The 19400-nt window shown below is 70.8% G+C and carries 19 protein-coding genes and 2 pseudogenes; 15 read left to right on the forward strand and 6 right to left on the reverse strand.

Annotation, left to right across the window (positions count from 1 at the left end; genetic code table 11):
* The first annotated feature begins 299 nt into the window (after positions 1 to 299).
* From H8R17_RS36510 to H8R17_RS36520, 3 genes and pseudogenes are all read left to right on the forward strand, one after another.
* Complete coding sequence (locus H8R17_RS36510; RefSeq protein WP_187827505.1) at positions 300 to 1457, forward strand: NAD-dependent formate dehydrogenase; 1158 nt, start codon at positions 300 to 302, stop codon at positions 1455 to 1457.
* 521 nt (positions 1458 to 1978) lie between these two features.
* Entirely contained in the window at positions 1979 to 2506 is a 528-nt protein-coding gene (locus H8R17_RS49510; protein WP_399477761.1) for a UDP-galactopyranose mutase, read from the forward strand.
* Positions 2507 to 2730: 224 nt separating this feature from the next.
* A pseudogene (locus tag H8R17_RS36520) lies at positions 2731 to 3153 on the forward strand (thymidine kinase); the annotation flags it as partial.
* Positions 3154 to 3160: 7 nt separating this feature from the next.
* Here H8R17_RS36520 and H8R17_RS36525 read toward each other — a convergent pair.
* A complete protein-coding gene (locus H8R17_RS36525; protein WP_187827506.1) occupies positions 3161 to 3964 on the reverse strand; it encodes a VOC family protein in 804 nt (267 codons plus the stop codon).
* Positions 3965 to 4245: 281 nt separating this feature from the next.
* Between H8R17_RS36525 and H8R17_RS36530 the strand changes: the two genes are divergently transcribed.
* Entirely contained in the window at positions 4246 to 5088 is an 843-nt protein-coding gene (locus H8R17_RS36530; RefSeq protein WP_187827507.1) for a sulfurtransferase, read from the forward strand.
* Positions 5089 to 5178: 90 nt separating this feature from the next.
* Here H8R17_RS36530 and sepH read toward each other — a convergent pair whose 3' ends face one another.
* From sepH to H8R17_RS36545, 3 genes are all read right to left on the reverse strand, one after another.
* Positions 5179 to 6228: a septation protein SepH gene (gene sepH, locus H8R17_RS36535; protein ID WP_187827508.1), complete on the reverse strand. Its 1050-nt coding sequence runs from the start codon at positions 6226 to 6228 to the stop codon at positions 5179 to 5181.
* A gap of 400 nt (positions 6229 to 6628) precedes the next feature.
* Entirely contained in the window at positions 6629 to 7957 is a 1329-nt protein-coding gene (locus H8R17_RS36540) for a D-arabinono-1,4-lactone oxidase (protein ID WP_187827509.1), read from the reverse strand.
* Positions 7917 to 9155: an MFS transporter gene (locus H8R17_RS36545; protein WP_187827510.1), complete on the reverse strand. Its 1239-nt coding sequence runs from the start codon at positions 9153 to 9155 to the stop codon at positions 7917 to 7919. Before H8R17_RS36545 ends, H8R17_RS36540 begins: the two co-directional genes overlap by 41 nt.
* A 149-nt stretch (positions 9156 to 9304) precedes the next feature.
* On the opposite strand from H8R17_RS36545, the gene H8R17_RS36550 reads away from it, so the two are divergent.
* Both H8R17_RS36550 and H8R17_RS36555 read left to right on the forward strand, forming a co-directional pair.
* Positions 9305 to 10432 (forward strand): ferrochelatase, encoded by a 1128-nt coding sequence (locus H8R17_RS36550; protein ID WP_187827511.1) that lies wholly within the window; start codon positions 9305 to 9307, stop codon positions 10430 to 10432.
* An 8-nt stretch (positions 10433 to 10440) separates the two neighbouring features.
* Positions 10441 to 11256, forward strand: coding sequence for an inositol monophosphatase family protein (locus H8R17_RS36555; protein ID WP_187827512.1), 816 nt, complete (start codon positions 10441 to 10443; stop codon positions 11254 to 11256).
* Between the two features lie 122 nt (positions 11257 to 11378).
* On the opposite strand, the gene H8R17_RS36560 is transcribed toward H8R17_RS36555, so the two are convergent.
* Positions 11379 to 11555 carry a hypothetical protein gene (locus H8R17_RS36560; protein WP_187827513.1) on the reverse strand — a complete coding sequence of 59 codons (177 nt, stop codon included), beginning with the start codon at positions 11553 to 11555 and terminating at the stop codon, positions 11379 to 11381.
* Between the two features lie 428 nt (positions 11556 to 11983).
* Between H8R17_RS36560 and H8R17_RS36565 the strand changes: the two genes are divergently transcribed.
* The 4 genes from H8R17_RS36565 (at position 11984) to H8R17_RS36580 (ending at position 15532) form a co-directional block, all read left to right on the forward strand.
* Entirely contained in the window at positions 11984 to 12637 is a 654-nt protein-coding gene (locus tag H8R17_RS36565) for a response regulator transcription factor (RefSeq protein ID WP_003993508.1), read from the forward strand.
* 5 nt (positions 12638 to 12642) lie between these two features.
* Positions 12643 to 13884: a HAMP domain-containing sensor histidine kinase gene (locus H8R17_RS36570; RefSeq protein ID WP_187827514.1), complete on the forward strand. Its 1242-nt coding sequence runs from the start codon at positions 12643 to 12645 to the stop codon at positions 13882 to 13884.
* A 393-nt stretch (positions 13885 to 14277) separates the two neighbouring features.
* Complete coding sequence (locus H8R17_RS36575) at positions 14278 to 14574, forward strand: DUF4193 domain-containing protein (RefSeq protein WP_043504706.1); 297 nt, start codon at positions 14278 to 14280, stop codon at positions 14572 to 14574.
* Positions 14575 to 14587: 13 nt separating this feature from the next.
* Positions 14588 to 15532 (forward strand): hypothetical protein, encoded by a 945-nt coding sequence (locus H8R17_RS36580; protein ID WP_187827515.1) that lies wholly within the window; start codon positions 14588 to 14590, stop codon positions 15530 to 15532.
* A 451-nt stretch (positions 15533 to 15983) separates the two neighbouring features.
* Here H8R17_RS36580 and H8R17_RS36585 read toward each other — a convergent pair whose 3' ends face one another.
* A complete protein-coding gene (locus H8R17_RS36585) occupies positions 15984 to 16445 on the reverse strand; it encodes a DUF3093 domain-containing protein (protein ID WP_187827516.1) in 462 nt (153 codons plus the stop codon).
* 58 nt (positions 16446 to 16503) lie between these two features.
* Between H8R17_RS36585 and H8R17_RS36590 the strand changes: the two genes are divergently transcribed.
* The 5 genes and pseudogenes from H8R17_RS36590 to H8R17_RS49520 all read left to right on the forward strand — a co-directional run bounded on the left by H8R17_RS36590 (position 16504) and on the right by H8R17_RS49520 (position 19282).
* Positions 16504 to 17097, forward strand: coding sequence for a PaaI family thioesterase (locus H8R17_RS36590; RefSeq protein ID WP_187827517.1), 594 nt, complete (start codon positions 16504 to 16506; stop codon positions 17095 to 17097).
* Positions 17094 to 17645 carry a dUTP diphosphatase gene (dut, locus tag H8R17_RS36595; RefSeq protein WP_187827518.1) on the forward strand — a complete coding sequence of 184 codons (552 nt, stop codon included), beginning with the start codon at positions 17094 to 17096 and terminating at the stop codon, positions 17643 to 17645. The genes H8R17_RS36590 and dut overlap by 4 nt, the downstream gene beginning before the upstream one ends.
* Before the next feature lies 1 nt (position 17646).
* Entirely contained in the window at positions 17647 to 18405 is a 759-nt protein-coding gene (locus tag H8R17_RS36600; RefSeq protein ID WP_187827519.1) for a DUF3710 domain-containing protein, read from the forward strand.
* Positions 18406 to 18674: 269 nt separating this feature from the next.
* Positions 18675 to 19060, forward strand: a pseudogene (locus H8R17_RS49515) (ABC transporter ATP-binding protein); the annotation flags it as partial.
* Between the two features lie 90 nt (positions 19061 to 19150).
* Positions 19151 to 19282, forward strand: a complete 132-nt coding sequence (locus tag H8R17_RS49520; protein WP_399477768.1) for a hypothetical protein — start codon at positions 19151 to 19153, stop codon at positions 19280 to 19282.
* Positions 19283 to 19400: the final 118 nt, after the last annotated feature.

Genomic DNA, 19400 nt, shown 5'->3' on the forward strand with positions numbered 1-19400 from the left:
TCCTCCATCTCCTCAGGTGTCACGCCCGAAAGAAGATCACACCCTACCCACGCACGAACAACCGGGGTACCTAACAAAGCCCTACTAGGGGGATCGGTCGGCTTCAAGTGGTCACCTTGCACTGACCGCGGTCTTGCGGCCTTCGGTCCCTCCGCAGTGGGACGGCGCGGTGATCAGCGTGTTTGGGTCGTTTGTTTGGCCGGCGGGCCGGGCACTCGGCACTGGACAGGAAGGCCGGCCGGATCGAATGCGCGGTTACCGGGCCACGCCTGTGCGCCGGCCTTCATGGGAGTACGGCCATGGCAAAGATCCTCACGGTGCTCTATCCGGATCCTGTTGACGGCTACCCGCCCAGGTATGCCCGAGATGAGATCCCCGTCATCAGCGGCTACCCCGGAGGGCAGACGGCGCCCAGCCCTGGGAACATCGGCTTCAAGCCGGGTGAGCTGGTCGGCTGCGTCTCCGGCGAACTCGGTCTGCGTACGTTCCTGGAGGAACGGGGCCACACGCTGGTCGTCACCTCCGACAAGGAGGGGCCCCAGTCCGTGCTGGACCGGGAACTCCCCGACGCCGACGTGGTGATCTCGCAACCGTTCTGGCCCGCCTATCTCACCCCTGACCGGATCCGGCGCGCCCCGCGCCTCAAGCTGTCGATCACAGCCGGGATCGGTTCGGACCACGTGGACCTTCCGAGCGCCATCGAGCACGACATCACCGTCGCGGAGGTCACCTACAGCAACAGCATCAGCGTGGCGGAGCACGCGGTCATGCAGATCCTCGCTCTCGTCCACAACTATCTGCCCGCCCACGAGTGGGTCACCGCCCGACGAGGCTGGCACGTGGCCGACAGCGTCTCGCGGAACTACGACCTGGAAGGCATGGACGTCGGCGTCTTCGGCGCCGGACGGATCGGCCTGGCAGTGCTCCGCCGGCTGAAGCCGTTCGATGTGAAGCTGCACTACAACGACGTGCACAGGCTGCCACCGGACCTCGAGCGGGAGCTGGGGCTGACCTGGCATGCGGATGCCCGCTCCCTGGCGGCCGCCGTCGACGTGCTCTCCATCCACGCGCCGCTTCACGCCGAGACGGTGAACCTCTTCGACGACGAGATGCTCGCGACCATGAAACGCGGGTCGTACATCGTCAACACAGCCCGCGCGCTGATCGTCGACCGGGACGCCGTGGTACGCGCTGTGGAACGAGGCCATCTGGCGGGCTACGCCGGTGACGTCTGGTACCCCGAGCCGCCGGAAGAGGACCACCCCTGGCGCAGCATGCCGCACGAGGGCATGACACCGCACGTGTCCGGTTCGACGCTCTCCGCGCAGGCCAGGTACGCGGCAGGAGTCCGGGAAATCCTGGAGTGCTGGTTCGACGATCGCCCGATCCGTCAGGAGTACCTCATCGTGGAGGGCGGCAGGCTTGCCGGGACCGGGGCTCGCTCGTACACGGTCTGACGCACACGCTGGGAGTCGGCGGGGCCGTCATCGCCCGTGCACAGGCCGGCCCGGGATGGCACGCTCCGCTCTCCGTATCAGGGCGCCCCTGCGATCGCGCAGGCGCGGCACGGGGGTCTGCCGCAGGTGCACTGCGGATGCGCCGCCCCAACATGCCTCAGGGAGGCTGGAGGCGGGCTTCTGGGGCCGGCTCGTCCGGGACCTCGGCCTTCGTCGTGGAGCAGGTAGGCGTCAGCCGCTGAACCGCCCGGACGCCCCGCCCGCTCATGGCGGGGCGTCCGGCGTCAAACCGCCGAGCGGCCGGTCCGCGGGACGCTCGTGCTCGGTGCGGCCGGTGCGAGCTGTTGAGTGCTTGGCCGCCTGCCGTTCGTGGTGGGCGCGGCCCGTGTCAGCTGCTGAGAGGGCGGTGTGTGAGGTTTTGGTAGTTCGTCGTCGCTCGATCACATGAGACGCAACCGCCCGGCGAGCAGTGGCAGACCGATCCGCGTGAGCTGCCCGCCGAGATCATCAGCCGGCTTCCGGTGCGCTACACCTACGACAACAACTACTTCGACGACACCCATCAGGCCCTCCTCCCCCCGCACGGCTATCACCACTGGCTGCGCAGGATGGCCGACCACGAGAACATCCGGGTGCTGCTCGACACGGACTTCTTCGACGTCCACGACGGCCTGCCGCACGGCGCCCCCGTCGTCTGCGCCGGCCCGCTCGACCGGTACTTCGGCCCGGCACCGCAAACTGGCGCGGAAAAAAGCGCGAGGTGTTCTTCGGGGGACGTCTCGGCACGTACGCCTACTTGGACATGCACATTCTTGCGGTGCACCTCGCCCTCGGCGCAGAACAGCCAGGTGCCGAACTCGTCGGTGCCCAGCACCTGGGCGTCCCACTCCGCCGCCAGCCGCGGGCCTTTCCCCCCCCCGGCTGGGCCCACTTGTGCTTCTGAACCCGGATGCGTGGCCCGGTATCGCCAGCTGTTCCCGTCAACGGAGAAAGCCCCCTATCCGCACTCCAGCCGTCGGCGGTGTCCGCCTCCAGCTGCCGCAATCTAGCAGTCGCCACCTGGTCGAATCCGTCCGGGAGGTACTCGTCGCCGGCCCGCGGTTCGATCCGCCGCCCCTCCGTCACGAACCGCCGGACGACCTCTCCCAGCCCCACCCCGGGTCCCAGGCGCACGGCGATGTACCGGTCGGCCCCGGCAAGGCCCGGGAACCCCGCTTCGCGGTACAGGTAGACGTCGCCCAACAGGTCGACCTGCACGGCGAGCTGGGGGTGGGGCGGGCGCGCGGACTACGTGATCGCGGACGAGGCACAGTTCCTGGCGCCGGAGGAGATCGGCCAACTCGCGCGCGTGGTCGACGACCTGGAGATCGACATCTACGCCTTCGGCATCACGACCGACTTCCGCTCCAAGCTGTTCCCCGGCTCCCAGCGGCTGGTCGAACTGGCGGACCGGATCGAGGTACTTCAGGTCGAGGCCCTGCGCTGGTGCGGCGCCCGCGCCACGCACAACGCCCGCACGGTGGGCGGCGTCATGGTCGTCGAGGGTGCGCAGATGGTCGTCGGCGACGTCAGCCGGTCGGCGGACAAGGTGGGCTACGAGGTGCTGTGTCGCCGGCACCACCGGCGGCGTATGACGGCCGCGACGGCGCGCGCGGCGGCGCTGTCGCCGGACGTGCTGCCGGTGCCGCAGCCCTGAGGGGCGGTCAGCGCGCGCTCTGGATCAGCGAGAAGCGGGCGCCCTCCGGGTCGGCCACCGTGGCCACGCGGCCGTACTCGCTGTCCCGGGCCGGCCTGAGGACATGGCCGCCGAGGTCCAGGAGGCGTTCGAGTGCCTCGTCGGTGTCGGCCACTTCGAAGTACGTCATCCAGTGCGGGCCCCGGTCGCGGGGCAGCGCGCCCCCCACGCCGTGGATGCCGGCGACGGGACGGCCGTCGACGAGCAGGGTCACGTAGTCGAAGCCCGCGGAGATCACCGGCTCCTCCTCGTAAGCGAACACCGCCTCGTAGAACTTGGCGACGTCGGCCGACTCGAAGGTCACCAGCTCGTTCCAGGCGGGCGTGCCGGGCGCGCCGGAGATGCCCGTGCCGAGGTGTGCGGCCGCCTGCCAGACGCCGAACACGGCGCCCGCGGGGTCGGAGCCGATCGCGAGCCTCCCGGCGTCGGAGGCGTCCAGCGGGCCGACCCCGATCGTGCCGCCGCACAGCCGTACCGTCTCGGCCGTCACGTCGACGTCGTCGGAGGCGATGTACGGCGTCCAGGCCACGGGCAGGTGGCGGTCCGCCGGCAGCTGGCCGATGCCCGCCACCTCGCGGCCGTCGAGCAATGCCCGTACATAGGGGCCGAGTTGCTGGGGGCCGGGCTGGAACTCCCAGCCGAACAGCGCTCCGTAGAAGTCCTGGGTCGCGGTCATCGCGTGCACCATCAGACTCACCCAGCAGGGTGTGCCGGGCGCGTACCGAGCGGGCGTTTTGCCGGTCCGGCCGGCCGTCCCCCGTGCGTCGGTCATCGTCACTCTCTTCTCGGCCCCTCGCGTTGGCCGTGTCGCTTCCGCTCTGACGGGCCCCGTGCCGATGCCTGCACCAGCCGTGCACCGCGCGCTCCGCACTGCGTCCTGCCTGGAGGATGCCCGATGTGCCGCCTCTTGTCCGTTTTGGCGCGATGGCGGACAGGTGTCGGTCGGCTGTACAGCATGTGCCCGACCCCATACGCCTGGTGACCGGGTCTGTCCGGCGGGCAGAGTAGCCGGACATGGACGAGGTGGCCACCCCCTGCGCAAGGATGGTGGCCATGAACGCCATCATCTCCGCAACCGAACTCGCGAGCGATCTGGCGGGGCAGCGCCCGCTGGTGCTGCTCGACGTCCGCTGGCAGCTCACCCCGCCCGGCGCGGCGCCCTTCGACGGCCGGGCCGCATATGAGGCCGGGCACATTCCCGGCGCTGTCTACGTCGACCTGGACCGGGGGCTGGCCGGTGCGCCCGGCGCGGCGGGCCGGCATCCGCTGCCCGATCTCGCGGAGTTCGGCGCGGCGATGCGCCGGGCGGGCGTGTTGGCCGGGACGCCGGTGGTCGTTTACGACGGCGGGCAGTGCTGGGCGGCGGCCCGCGCCTGGTGGCTGCTGCGCTGGACAGGTCACCCGGATGTGCGGGTCCTCGACGGCGGATTGACGTCCTGGACGGGGCCGCTGTCGACGGACGTGCCCGCACCGGCGGAGGGCGACTTCGAGCCGGCGCCGGGTGCCGGGGGCCTGCTGGATGCGGACGGGGCGGCGGCGCTGGCCCGTTCCGGGGTACTGCTCGACGCGCGCGCGGGGGAGCGGTACCGGGGCGAGGTGGAGCCGATCGACCGGGTCGGTGGGCACATCCCGGGCGCGGTGTCCGCACCGACGACCGAGAACGTGACGGCGGACGGGCGTTTCCTGCCCGCCGACCAACTGCACGCGCGCTTCAAGGCGCTGGGCGCCACCGAGGACACCGCCGTCGGGGTCTACTGCGGTTCGGGCGTCTCCGCCGCCCATGAGGTCCTGGCGCTGGCGGTCGCGGGGATTCCGGCGGCGCTGTACGTCGGGTCCTGGTCGGAGTGGTCGTCGGATCCGCAGCGCCCGGTCGCGGTGGGCCCGGATCCGCAGTAGCCGAGCCCTGGGGCAGCCGTACGAAGGGCCCGCGCCTGAACAGGCGCTGGCCCTTTCCCGTATGGTCAGTTGGAAAGCTGTACGGACTGACTACTCCTGCTTCTTGCGTCGTGTCCCGAACACGATCTCGTCCCAGCTCGGGACCGCCGCGCGGCGGCCCGGGCGGACGCCGTCGGCCTCGGCCTGGCGGTCGGTCGCGCCGACGAGCCGGTCGCGGTGGCTGCCGACGGAACGCGGCATGAGGACGTCCGCGTAGGCGGAACCGGCTGAGGCCGCGGGGGCCGGCGGCTCCTCCGCCTCGGGCTCGGGCTCGGGGGGCTCCTCCTCCGCCGGTTCCGCCGGGCGCTCCGGGACCACCAGGTCGCCCCGGAAGCTCGGCACGGCCTCCAGCAGGCTGGTCAGCGAGTCCCGCTCACCCACGGCACCGGTGGCGGCGGTGCTCTCCTCGTCCGGTTCGGCCGCCGGCAGGCTCGGCCGCTCGCGGTCGGCGGGCCGGTCCAGCGGACGGTCACGCGGCAGCCGGGCGATACGCGGGACGAACGGGAAGCTCGGCTCCGGCGCGGCGAGGTCGTCGGACTCGCCGATCAGCGAGCGCGCCTCGTCGTCGACGGCCTGGACGAGCCGCCGGGGCGGGTCGTACGTCCAGCTCGCCGAGTGCGGTTCGCCCGCGACCCGGTAGACCAGCAGCACCTCCCAGGTGCCGTCGTCGCGGCGCCACGAGTCCCACTGGACGGTGTCCTTCTCGGCACCGCGCACCAGCAGCCGCTCCTGGACGGTCTCGCCCAGCGGCGGACCGGAGTTCTCGCCGGGACGGCGCACCGGGGTCTTGCGGGCACGCTCCGCCATGAAGGCACGCTCGGCCAGCACGGGCCCCTCGAACCGCCGTACGCGGTCGACGGGGATACCGGCCATCTGCGCGACCTCTTCCGCGGTCGCGCCGGCACGTATACGGGCCTGGATGTCGCGGGGGCGGAGATGGCTCTCCACCTCGATCTCGATCTGGCCGAGGCGGGGACGGTCGCCGCGCACGGCGGCGCGGAGCCGTTCGTCGATCGGAAGCGTGTACTCCGTGCTGTCCGCAGCCTTCAGCACCAGCCGTGTGCCGTCATTCGAGACGGCCACGACACGCAGTTCGGGCATGGGGACCTCCCGGGTGGTGCCTGCCGACGTCACGTGCGTCGCTGCTTCCGCTAGTCGAGTGTGGCCTGCCCGGGTGCAGCCTGCCACAACCTTGCCGAGTTGCCCGGCGTGTCGGGCGCGGGCCCTGGATCGCCGTTATGGCACGGTTACCTATTCTCAACGCTAAGTGACCAACTGCGTCACCCTGAGCAACTAGCCCCCTCCCGGCGGTCCTTAAAGGCCCCGTGCACCTTGATGGGAGACCGGACCCAGGGCTCGCAACAGTACTCCATTTGGGCCACGTGCGTGGATTGGCGCGCCGCCCAACTTCTGGCAAGGGGGTCGACTTGGCCGTCCGTCGTTCTTTTCGTGATCTCGGGCGTGGCGCACTTCACGCCATCGCCAGAAACGGAACTACCCGCTACGACCCCAGAACCCGCCGCAGATAGTCGTTCTGGAACCGCCGATCCGGGTCGAGACGCTCCCGCAGCGCCGTGAACTCGTCGAAGCGCGGATACACCCGGGAGAAGTACGCGGCGTCCCGGGTGTGCACCTTGCCCCAGTGCGGGCGGCCCTCGTGCGCGGTGAAGATGCGTTCGGCGGCGGTGAAGTATGCCTGATAGGGCGTACCGCGGAACATGTGTACGGCGACGTACGCGCTGTCCCGGTCCGACGCCGTGGACAGCGTGATGTCGTCGGCCGGGGCGGTGCGCACCTCCACCGGGAAGCTGACCCGCAGGCGCGAGCGGTCGACCATTGCCTTCAGCTCGCGCAGGGTGTCCACCACGGCCTCGCGCGGGACGGCGTACTCCATCTCCACGAAGCGCACCCGGCGCGGTGAAGTGAAGACCTTGTAAGGGATGTCGGTGTAGGTCCGCGCGGACAGGGCCTTGCTGGAGAGCTGCGCGATCGCCGGGATGGTGCCGGGCGCCGCGCGGCCGACCCACTGGGTCACCTGGAAGATGCCGTTGGAGAGGAACTCGTCCTCGAACAGGGCCTGGAACTGCCCCACCGGCCGCTGCGGGCCCGCGCTGCGGTTGTTCCGCTTGGTGTTGGTGCTGCCGGTGTGCGGGAACCAGTAGAACTCGAAGTGCTCGTTCTCGGCCCACAGTTCGTCGAAATCGGCCAGCACCTTGTCGAACGGCATGGGCTCTTCGCGCGCGGTGAGCAGGAAGATGGGCTCCACCGCGAAGGTGATCGCGGTGACGATGCCGAGGGCGCCCAGGCCGATGCGGGCCGCCGCGAAGATCGCGCGTTCTTCATCGGTCCCCTTCTCCGAGCAGGAGATCACCGAACCGTCGGCGGTGACCAGCTCAAGGCCCTTGATCTGGGCAGCGATCGATCCGGAGTCGCGGCCCGTGCCGTGCGTGCCGGTGCTGGTGGCTCCGGAGACCGTCTGCTCCATGATGTCGCCCATGTTCGTCAGCGACAGGCCCTCACGCGCGAGCGCCAAGTTGAGCCTCTTGAGCGGGGTGCCGGCCTCGACTGTGACGGTCATGGCGTCGCGGTCGATGTTGCGTATGCCGGTCAACAGTTGAGGGCGGATCAACACGCCGTCCGTGGCGGCTATGGACGTGAAGGAGTGCCCCGTGCCGACGGCCTTCACCTTCAGGCCGTCCTCGGCGGCTCTCCGTACGGCCGCCGCCAGCTCTTCCACGGAGGCGGGAGTGACCTCCCGCGCGGGGCGCGCCAAGACGTTGCCGCCCCAGTTACGCCACCTGCCGTTGTTCCCGCTCGCTGTGCTGCCCAACGGAGCCTCCCCGACCCGGAGCCGGCCTGCGCAGCCGGCGGTACCCGAGGAAACCCACCGTGACCGCGACGGCCCCGGACACCGCCGGAACCCCGTACCCGGCACGCGCTCCGGCCGCGTCGATCACCCAGCCGGCCACGGAGGAGCCGAGCGCGACCCCGACCGCGCTACCGGTGCTCAACCAGGTCATGCCCTCGGTCAACTGCGCGTGTGGTACGTGCTCTTCGATGAGGGACATCGTCGTGATCATCGTGGGAGCGATGGACAGACCCGCAACGAACAGCGCCACGGCCAGAAACGGCAAGTTTCCGACCAGTAGGAGGGGGATCATACTCACGGCCATCGCACATATGCCCAGGAGCCAACGACGTTCGGGCGCTCCGGCGAAGTGCAACAGGCCGAAGACCACGCCCGCCACACAGGAGCCCGCCGCGTAGATGGCGAGGACGAGGCTCGCGGCCGCCTTGTGCCCCTCCTCCTCGGCGAAGGCCACGGTGACCACGTCGACGGCGCCGAAGATCGCTCCGGTCGCCACGAAGGTGGCCACCAGGACCTGCAGGCCGCCGGAGCGCAGCGCCGTGCCGCCGCCGTGCCGCTCGCGCGGGTGCGGCTCGGGCTCGGTGGCGCGCTGCGCGGTCAGCCAGAAGACGCCGGCCGCCAGGAAGCAGGCCGCCAGCAGCGGACCCGCCTCCGGGAACCACGCCGTGGACAGACCGATGGAGATGATCGGCCCGAAGATGAAGCAGACCTCGTCCACCACGGACGCGAAGGAGTACGCGGTGTGCAACTGCGGAGTGCCCCGGTACAGGGCGGCCCAGCGGGCCCGGATCATCGCGCCCACGCTCGGCACACAGCCGATGCCGACGCACGCCACGAACAGCACCCAGTCCGGCCACCCGTAGTGCGCGGCGACCAGCAGCACGGCCGCCGAGGTGAGCGAGAGCAGCGTCGCCGGGCGCAGCACCCGCCGCTGCCCGTACTGGTCCACCAGCCGCGAGACCTGCGGCCCGGCCAGCGCGGCGGCCAGCGCGATGGTGGCCGACAGGGCACCGGCGAGGCCGTAGCGCCCGGTGAGCTGGGAGACCATGGTCACCACGCCGATGCCCATCATCGACAGCGGCATCCGGCCGAGGAAGCCCGCGGCGGAGAAGCCCTTGGCGCCGGGGGCGGCGAACAGGGCGCGGTAGGGGCTGGGCAACGGGTCTCCAGGACAGGCTGAGTAAGCTGCGAACGCAGCCGATACAGCTTACGGATCGGGAGAACCGAACGCACCTCGGATTCCGGCCGACCGCCCGCCCGTCACCCCGCCGTTTCCCGGCTGTCAGTGCCGGGTGGCAGGATCGAGCCATGTCAGACGCGCTCGATGCCACCCCCTACGACGCCCTGCTCCTGCTCTCGTTCGGTGGTCCGGAAGGCCCGGACGACGTGATTCCGTTCCTGGAGAACGTGACGCGCGGCCGGGGCATCCCCAGGGAACGCCTCAAGGAAGTGGGCGAACACTACTTCCTGTTCGGCGGGGTCAGCCCCATCAACGACCAGAACCGCGCCCTGCTGGACGCCCTGCGCAAGGACTTCGCCGACCACGGCGTGGACCTGCCGATCTACTGGGGCAACCGCAACTGGGCGCCGTATCTGACGGACACCCTGCGGGAGATGGTCCAGGACGGCCGCCGCCGCATCCTCGTCCTCGGCACCAGCGCCTACGCCTCGTACTCCGGCTGCCGCCAGTACCGCGAGAACCTCGCCGACGCGCTCGCCGCCCTCGAGGACGAGGGCCTGGAGCTGCCCCGGGTCGACAAACTGCGGCACTACTTCAACCACCCGGGCTTCCTGGACCCCATGATCGACGGAATCGTCCAGTCCCTCGCCGACCTCCCCGAGGACGTCCGGGGCGGCGCCCACATCGCCTTCTCGACCCACTCGATCCCGACCGCCTCCGCCGACACCTCCGGCCCCGTCGAGGAGCACGGCGACGGCGGCGCGTACGTCGGGCAGCACCTGGACGTGGCCCGGCTGATCGTCGACGCCGTCCGCGAGCGCACCGGCGTCGACCACCCCTGGCGGCTCGTCTACCAGTCCCGCTCCGGCGCCCCGCACATCCCGTGGCTCGAGCCCGACATCTGCGACCACCTGGAGGAGCTGAAGGACGCCGGCGTCCCGGCCGCCGTCATCGCGCCCATCGGGTTCGTCTCCGACCACATGGAGGTCCTCTACGACCTCGACACAGAGGCCAAGGCCAAGGCCAGGGAGCTGGGACTGCCGATGCGTCGCTCCGCCACCGTCGGCGCCGACCCCCGGTTCGCCGCCGCGATCCGCGACCTCGTCGTGGAGCGGGCCGCCGTGGAGCGCGGCCAGGAGGCCACGCCGTGCGCCCTGGGGGCCCTCGGCGCCAGCCATCACGTGTGCCCCCTGGGCTGCTGCCCGGCCCGCGCCCCCAAGCCCGCCGCCGCGGGCGCCGACAGCCCCTACGCGTGAGGAGCCCCGTGACCGACCCGCTGCACGCCGAACTGCTCGAACTGGCCCGGGAGGCCGCCGCCCGCGCGGGCGAGCTGCTGCGGGACGGCCGCCCGGCCGACCTCGCGGTGGCCGCCACCAAGTCCAGTCCGATCGACGTGGTCACCGAGATGGACATCGCGGCCGAGAAGCTGATCACCGGCCTGATCGCCGACCGGCGCCCGGACGACGGCGTTCTCGGCGAGGAGGGCGCCGCCAGCGCGGGCACCAGCGGCGTCCGCTGGGTCATCGACCCGCTCGACGGCACGGTGAACTACCTGTACGGCCTGCCGACCTGGTCGGTCTCCATCGCCGCCGAGCAGGACGGCGAGACGGTCGTCGGGGTGGTCTTCGCGCCGATGCGCGGCGAGACCTTCCACGCGGTGCGCGGCGGCGGAGCCTTCGCCACCGGCGCCTGGGACGGCCGGCGCAGGCTCGCCTGCCGCCCCGCGCCGCCCCTGGACCAGGCCCTGGTCTCGACCGGCTTCAACTACGTCACCGAGGTCCGTGCCCACCAGGCCGAGGTCGCCCACCGGCTGATTCCGCTGCTGCGCGACATCCGCCGCGGCGGCTCGGCCGCGGTCGACCTGTGCGACCTCGCCGCCGGCCGCCTCGACGGTTACTACGAACGCGGCCTGAACGCCTGGGACCTCGCCGCGGGCGACCTGATCGCCCGGGAGGCGGGTGCCGTGACCGGTGGACGCCCCGGAGAGCGCCCGTCACGCGATCTCGCGGTCGCGGGGACCCCGGGGATCTTCGAGCCCCTCCAGCGCCTCCTGGAGGACTTCGGCGCCTGGCACGACTGAGAGGGCCCGGGAGCGCCGTACGGCGCACGACCGGAAGCGGAACTCCCGGTGAACGAGGCCGTACGACGACAGCAGTAGGGCCCGGCGCTGGATTCGCCGGGCCCCGCTGCTGTCCGCGTTGATCAGACGCTGTACGACGCGCCGACCTCCACACCGTGCTCGGCGGCGAGGCGGCGCAGGTCGTCCAGTTCGCCCTGCTCCACCTCGACGAGGAAGTCGTCGCCCTCGTCGCGAGCCCGCGACAGATCGGACTCGGTCGCCCTTATGCGCTGCAGAAGTCCTGCGGTGAATGCGTCCATGCTGCGCCCCCTCGTCCTGGGTCGTGGGTCTGTGGCACGGGGGTGTGCCGTTCGGAAGGGGCGATCACGTCTCCGGTGGATGCCCAGCGCCGCTCTGCTGGGCGGCGACGGTGCCGGACACCCACGTCCGCTCTGCGGAAAGCGGATTGCTGCGCACCGCATGGTGGTGCGGTACATGCAGAGCGTGATCGCGGGGTGTAAAGCCGTCCTCCCCCCGCTCCCTTCCGTGGAAACCTCAACCGGAGGAGAAAATCTCGTATTCCCCGGACCGCCCGCCCCGGCGGGCCGCCCTCGGCCCTACCCTCAGCCGCCTTACCGCCGACTTATGGCCGAAAAGGGCAGGATGGAGGTCTACACACCCACTGAAGACCTCTGCCCGCACGCGCCCGAGCGCGCTACGCGGGTGGACCTGAGGAAGGACAAGCGACGTGCGCGTACTCGTCGTCGAGGACGAGCAACTGCTCGCCGATGCGGTGGCCACCGGACTGCGCCGGGAGGCCATGGCCGTCGACGTCGTGTACGACGGTGCGGCCGCCCTGGAGCGCATCGGCGTCAACGACTACGACGTGGTCGTCCTCGACCGCGACCTCCCGCTGGTGCACGGCGACGACGTCTGCCGCAAGATCGTCGAACTCGGCATGCCCACACGCGTGCTGATGCTCACGGCCTCCGGCGACGTCAGCGACCGGGTCGAAGGCCTGGAGATCGGCGCCGACGACTACCTGCCCAAGCCCTTCGCGTTCAGCGAGCTCATCGCGCGCGTGCGCGCCCTGGGGCGGCGCACGAGCGTGCCGCTGCCGCCCGTCCTGGAGCGCGCCGGGATCAAGCTCGACCCCAACCGCCGCGAGGTCTTCCGCGACGGCAAGGAGGTCCAGCTCGCGCCCAAGGAGTTCGCCGTGCTGGAGGTGCTGATGCGCAGCGAGGGCGCGGTCGTCTCCGCGGAGCAGCTCCTGGAGAAGGCCTGGGACGAGAACACCGACCCGTTCACGAACGTCGTGCGCGTGACCGTCATGACGCTGCGCCGCAAGCTGGGTGAGCCCCCGGTCATCGTGACGGTGCCCGGCTCCGGCTACCGGATCTGATCCCCATGGCAGCGACACCCGCGCCCCCTACAACGCCCCCGAAGCCCACCTGGGACCCGAGAAAGCCGGAGCCGCCCTTCCCGTGGCTGCGCCCGACGATCCGGATAAGGCTCACCCTGCTGTACGGCGGCATGTTCCTGATCGCCGGCATCCTGCTGCTGTCGATCATCTACCTGCTGGCGGCCCAGGCCCTGCACGAGGGCAGCGGCCAGCAGTTCCAGGTGACCGGTACCAACATCGACCTCAGCAGTCCCACCTGTCCGCGGCTGGACTCGGCCACCAACAACGACGAGCTCAACTCCATCCTCAAGGAGTGCAACGCCGAACAGCGGGCGCAGGCCCTGGACGGTCTGCTCAGCCGTTCGCTGCTGACCCTGCTCGGCCTTGCCGTGATCGCCTTCGCCTTCGGCTACGCCATGGCCGGCCGTGTGCTGTCGCCGCTGGGCCGGATCACCCGCACCGCACGCTCGGTGGCCGGCTCGGACCTGTCCCGCCGGATCGAGCTGGACGGTCCGGACGACGAGCTGAAGGAGCTGGCCGACACCTTCGACGACATGCTGGAACGGCTCCAGCGGGCCTTCACCGCCCAGCAGCGCTTCGTCGGCAACGCCTCACACGAACTGCGCACCCCACTCGCGATCAACCGCACCCTGCTCGAGGTGCACCTGTCCGACCCGAACGCCCCGGTGGAGCTGCAACAGCTCGGCAAGACGCTGCTGGCCACCAACGAGCGCAGCGAGCAACTCGTCGAGGGCCTGCTGCTGCTCGCCCGCAGCGACAACCAGATCGTCGAGCGGGGGCCGGTGGACCTCGCCGAGGTCGCCTCGCAGGCCATCGACCAGGTGCGCGGCGAGGCCGAGGACAGGAGCGTGGAGATCCGCGGAAAACGGGAACCCGCAGTCGTCCAGGGCAACGGCGTCCTGCTGGAGCGGATCGCCATGAACCTGGTGCAGAACGCCGTGCGGTACAACGTGCCCGAGGAGGGCTGGGTTGAGGTCACCACCGAGGTCCAGCACGGCCAGGCGGTCCTGGTTGTCACCAACACGGGCCCGGTCGTGCCTGCGTACGAGATCGACAACCTCTTCGAGCCGTTCCGGCGGCTGCGCACCGACCGCACGGGCAGCGACAAGGGCGTCGGCCTCGGCCTGTCCATCGTCCGGTCCGTGGCCCGGGCGCACGGCGGCCACATCTACGCTCAGCCGCGCGAAGGGGGTGGCCTCGTGATGCGAGTCACCATGCCCATCTGAGATCATGACCCGGACATCGCGGGATGTTCGCTTTGCGCGGAATTTCCAGGGCCTCGTCTCGGCGATACTGTGTGTGATCGATCACAAGAGCGGTTTTCTCGCCATCTACTCTCCGTGATCATGCAGCCGGTCGGAAAGCCGGGAAAATCCTGGTTTTCGGGGGTCCTGATCACGGGAAGTACACGGTGAGACGCCTTTGAAGTGCGGCATTCGGACCGTGTACGGTCCCCTTCGCCATCCAAGCCGATCACTCAAGAGGAGTCCGGTTGGGTGTCGATTGAGTAACAGACCTTGATGTGAGGCAAAATCTCCGCCTCGGGTCGGGCACAAGTCCGGCCTCTCACGCGTTACGTGCGCTGGAGACACCGCATACACCCAGAGGGGGAGAGCGACATGGCAACCGATTACGACACTCCACGCAAGACCGACGACGACGTCGACTCGGACAGCCTCGAAGAGCTGAAGGCCCGACGGAATGACAAGTCGGCCTCCTCCGTGGACGTCGACGAGTTCGAGGCCGCAGAAGGCCTTGAACTCCCCGGCGCCGACCTCTCGAACGAGGAGCTGGCAGTCCGTGTACTGCCGAAGCAGCAGGACGAGTTCACGTGCATGAGCTGCTTCCTGGTGCACCACCGCAGCCAGCTGGCCCGGGAGAAGAACGGTCAGCCGATCTGCCGCGACTGCGACTGAGGCGGGGTCGGCCGTGACTGGCTCGACCCCACCTTGGAAGCGCCGCTTCTCCAAGGAGCGCTTCACCAAGAAGGAGCGCTACCCGAAGGAGGCGGACCTGGGGCCGTTCAGCGGCCCGCACGGAGCGCGTGACGACGAGCGAGGCTCAACCGATACGGGGGCGGCCTCGCTCGAACCGGTGGCGACGGACCGGGGTGACCTCCCGGTACCTGTGGAGGCCCCCGCTCCCGTCGCCCGCCGCCGGACGGCGGCGATCCGGGACAAGGCCAGAGAAGGCGTCCGCAAGGGCGGCAGCCGGGCCCGCGCGGCACTGGCGCACCTCGCCGACCGGATCATCGAGATTGCCCCCAGGATCCCCGTACGGGACCTCGCGACGCTGCGCAGGCAGTTCCCGGACCTGGGGCCAGAGGAGCTCGCGGACAGACTCGTGGCGGGCGCGGCCACCGCGTCGGCGACGGTCGGAGCGGGGGTCGGGGCGGCGGCGATGCTGCCCGTGCCGCCTGCGATGCCGGCGGAACTGGCCGCGGAGATCACCGGGGTCGCGGCGATCGAGCTGAAGCTGATCGCCGAGCTGCACGAGGTGTACGGCCTGCGGCCGCCCGGAAATCTGAAAGAGCGCAGCACCGCGTATCTGAACTCCTGGTCCGGGGAGCGCGGGATCGACGTGACCAAGCCGTCGACGATGAGCGCGGCCCTGAACGGGCACATGAAGCGCGAGCTGCGCCAGCAGATCATGAAGCGGATGGTCCGCAATCTGCCGAACCTCATGCCGTTCCTGGTGGGAGCGGCCGTCGGGGCGGTCATGAACCGACGGGACACGAAGAAGCTTGCCGCTCGGATCCGGGAGGATCTGCGGAAGGTCCAGGTGCCGTGGGATGCGCTCGAGGCGCTGCCGGCGCTGGAGCGCCCGGTGGACGCCCTGGAGATGGGCGACGGCCCCAAGGAGCTCGGGCGCTGAAGTCTTCCGCCTGCGCCGAGTTCGGCACCGCTTGCGCCGAGTCCGGCACCACCGGAATGCGCCGCCGTGGTTGATCGCCATTGCGGCGGAGAGGATTTGACCGGCGGAGACGAAGATTTGACCGGGGGGCGGGAGTTGACCGTGCGGGACGGGTTTGACTGTGCGGGGGTTTGACCGGTGCGGTTCGGCCGGTGCCAGGGGGCCGATTCACGGATGCTGGTCGGGTCCGGCGCCGGAGTTTTCCCGGGCGGGGGCGCGAGCGCCTAAGACGGCCCCATGCGGGAGGCGAGTGCTGCGATGGTCTCGTCCCGGGCGCGGGCGTTCGCCGTAGTCCCGTCCCGGACGCGAGCGCCTGCGATGGGCTTGGGTGGGACGTGGTCGGGGCGATGCTGCCGCGGGCCTGGGTTCTCCTGTGGCAGGACGGCGTGCGGGGTGGGGGCGGTCGTGGGTGTCAAGCCGCTTCCTTTGCCGTCCTCAGGGCCTCTGCCAGGCGTTCCGGGTCTCGCGTGGAGAGGTAGAGGTACGGGGTCGGGTCTGCGGGGTCGGTGACCTCTACGCGGAGGGCCGTGGGGATGTAGGCGCGCAGGAGGAGGAAGGCGCGGGTGTCGGCCTTGTACGTGCGCCAGGCGCGTGCCTCCTCGCCGCCCAGGATCTCCGCCTCGCCCAGCGCCGTGACCGGGATCTTCGCCTCGCCCGCGACCAGGGAGTCGCCCACCACACGGATGCGTACCGAGCCGTACGAGCTGGCCGCCACCGCCGCGACCGCCGTACCGCCTGCCAGGCCGCCGAGCAGCGGCAGCGTGCCGAAGGGGAGCAGGACCAGGCCCATCGAGATCCCGGCCAGGAAGGAGATCAGCCACCAGGACCGGGGCGCGGTGAGGCGTTCTTCGTACGGGGCGGCGGAGAGCTGCATGGAGCCAAGCTTGGCACGGTGTCGGACAGTGGCCGACGCGCGGGTAAGGTCTGCGGCTGTGAGTGGTACTTCCGCAGCTCTCAAGCCGCCCGCCGACGCGGTGCGCCCGGTGCGGCATCCCGGCGCTCCCGCGCCCGGTGAGCTCCTCGGGGCGCACTACGGCCAGTGCTTCGGCTGTGGCGGCGAGCAGCCCCACGGGCTGCACCTGGAGGCGCGGGCCGGTGAAGGCGTCGGCATCACCGCCGAGTTCACCGTGAAGCCCGCCCACCAGGGAGCCCCGGGCCTCGCGCACGGCGGTGTGCTCGCCAGCGCCTTGGACGAGACCCTCGGCGCGCTGAACTGGCTGCTGCGCACGATCGCCGTGACCGGGCGCCTGGAGACCGACTTCGTGCGCCCCGTACCGGTGGGCACGACGCTGCACCTCGCGGCGGAGGTGACCGCGGTGGCCGGGCGGAAGATCTACTCGACCGCCACCGGGCGGATCGGCGGCCCCGACGGGCCCGTCGCCGTCCGTGCCGACGCCCTCTTCATCGAGGTGAAGGTCGACCGCTTCGTCGACTTCACCGCCCACGGCCGCCAGGAGGAGATCCAGGCCGCCATGGACGACCCGGACCAGGTCCGCCGTGCCCGTGCCTTCGAGGTGAACCCGTGAGCCGCAACCCCCTGAACGTGCTGATCCGCCGCGTCGACCCGGACGTACAGCTTCCGGCGTACGCGCACCCCGGTGACGCGGGAGCCGATCTGCGCACCACCGAGGCCTGTGAGCTGAAACCGGGTGCGCGGGCCGTGCTGCCCACGGGGGTGTCCATCGCGCTCCCCGAGGGGTACGCGGCCTTCGTGCATCCACGCTCCGGCCTCGCCGCCCGCTGCGGTGTCGCCCTCGTGAATGCCCCAGGGACGGTTGATGCCGGGTACCGTGGGGAGATCAAGGTGATCGTGGTGAATCTCGACCCGCATGAGCCCGTGCGGTTCGAGCGCTTCGACCGGATTGCCCAACTGGTCGTCCAGCAGGTCGAGCGGGTCCGCTTCCAGGAGGTCGCGGAGCTTCCCGACTCGGCGCGGGCCGAGGGGGGCTTCGGGTCCACCGGAGGCCATGCCGCGGTGGACGGCGGGCGCGGCACAAGCGGTCAGGCCGCCAAGGGCGGCACAACGGGTGGGAATCGATACGCTTCGGTCGTATCCGACCGGGAAGGACAGTGACGTGTTCGGACGTCGCAAGAAGAAGGGTGCCGCCGAGGACGCGGCCGGCGAGGCCGAGCAGGTCGTCGACAGCGTCGACACTGAGGCGGACGAAGAGGAGACCGGGCGCGTGCGGCTCGAACCGGAGCCGCGGCCCGACGGGCCCTGGGACAGCGCCGAGGTGCGCGACCCCAGCGAGGGCCGCGTGGACCTGGGCGGCATTTTCGTGCCGGGTGTCGACGGCATGGAGCTGCGGGTCGAGGTCGCGGGTGACGCGATCGTCGCCGCGACCGTCGTGCTGCGCGACAGCGCCATCCAGCTGCAGGCCTTCGCCGCTCCCAAGCGCGAGGGCATCTGGGGCGAGGTGCGCGAGGAGATCGCCTCCGGCATCACGCAGCAGGGCGGCATCATCGACGAGGTCGAGGGGCCGCTGGGCTGGGAGCTGCGGGCCCAGGTGCCAGTGCAGCTGCCGGACGGCACCGGCGGCTTCCAGGTCGTGCGGTTCGTCGGCGTGGACGGTCCCCGCTGGTTCCTGCGCGGGGTTATCTCGGGGCAGGGCGCGGTGCAGCCGCAGGCCGCCGGTCTGCTGGAGCAGATCTTCCGTGACACCGTCGTGGTCCGCGGCGAGGGCCCGATGGCGCCCCGCGACCCGATCGTCCTGAAGCTGCCGAACGACGCCCAGATGATCCCCGAGGGCGTCCAGCAGGAGGAGCAGGGTTCCCGCTTCTCCGGCGGCATGGGCCAGCTCCAGCGCGGACCGGAGATCACCGAGGTCCGTTAACCGGGCACACAGCCGGGAAGGGCCGTACTCCCCGAAGGGGTACGGCCTTTTCACGGCCCTTGGCCGGTACCTGCCGTCCGGCGTGTCCATCCCGCACGCGCGCGCGTGGAGGCGCCGTACGGAGCCGAAGCGTTGATCGGCCGGGCGCCCAGCGGCGATACTGGCGCCCGGCTACGGGGGAGGGTCCATGAGCCAGGTGGTCACCGGGACCATGGTGCGCGTCCGCGACGTGCACAAGTCGTACGGCACTGGAGCCGCCGCCGTGCACGCTGCGCGGCGTCTGCCTCGAGGTCCCGCGCGGTGAACTCGTCGCCCTCAAGGGGCGGTCGGGATCCGGCAAGACCACGCTCCTGAACATCGTCGGCGGGCTCGACACACCCGACGAGGGCCGTGTCGAGATCGACGGCCGGGATCTGGCGGAGCTGAACGAGGGTGGGCTGCTCGCCCTGCGCCGGGACCGCGTCGGCTTCGTCTTCCAGTCCTTCGGGCTCATCCCGATCCTCACGGCCGCGGAGAACGTGGGCGTGCCGATGCGGCTGCGCCGCGCCGAGCCGAAGGAGCGCGAGGAGCGCGTCGAGTTGCTGCTTTCCCTGGTCGGCCTCGCCGACCACGCCGCCCAGCGGCCCGCGAGCTGTCCGGCGGCCAGCAGCAGCGGGTCGCCATCGCCCGCGCCCTCGCCAACCGTCCCGCGTTCCTCGTCGCCGACGAGCCGACCGGCCAGCTGGACGCCGAGAATGGTCACGCCGTGATGGAGCTGCTGCGCGCGGTCGTCTGCAGCGAGCATGTCACCGCGCTCGTCGCCACGCACGACGCGACCCTGCTCGACCTGGCCGACCGGGTGCTGGAGCTGAGCGACGGGGAGATCGTCGCGCACTGACGCCGGCCCCGCGTCAGGGTTCCGTCAAAGAGGGCCGGTGGCTTTCATCCCGCCCTATTTATCGTGATTGCTGGCCGTAAGGTCGACGCTGCGTGGGCAGGGGACACGGGAAGACAAT

It is taken from the genome of Streptomyces sp. TRM68367, assembly GCF_014495685.1.
GTDB lineage: Bacteria > Actinomycetota > Actinomycetes > Streptomycetales > Streptomycetaceae > Streptomyces.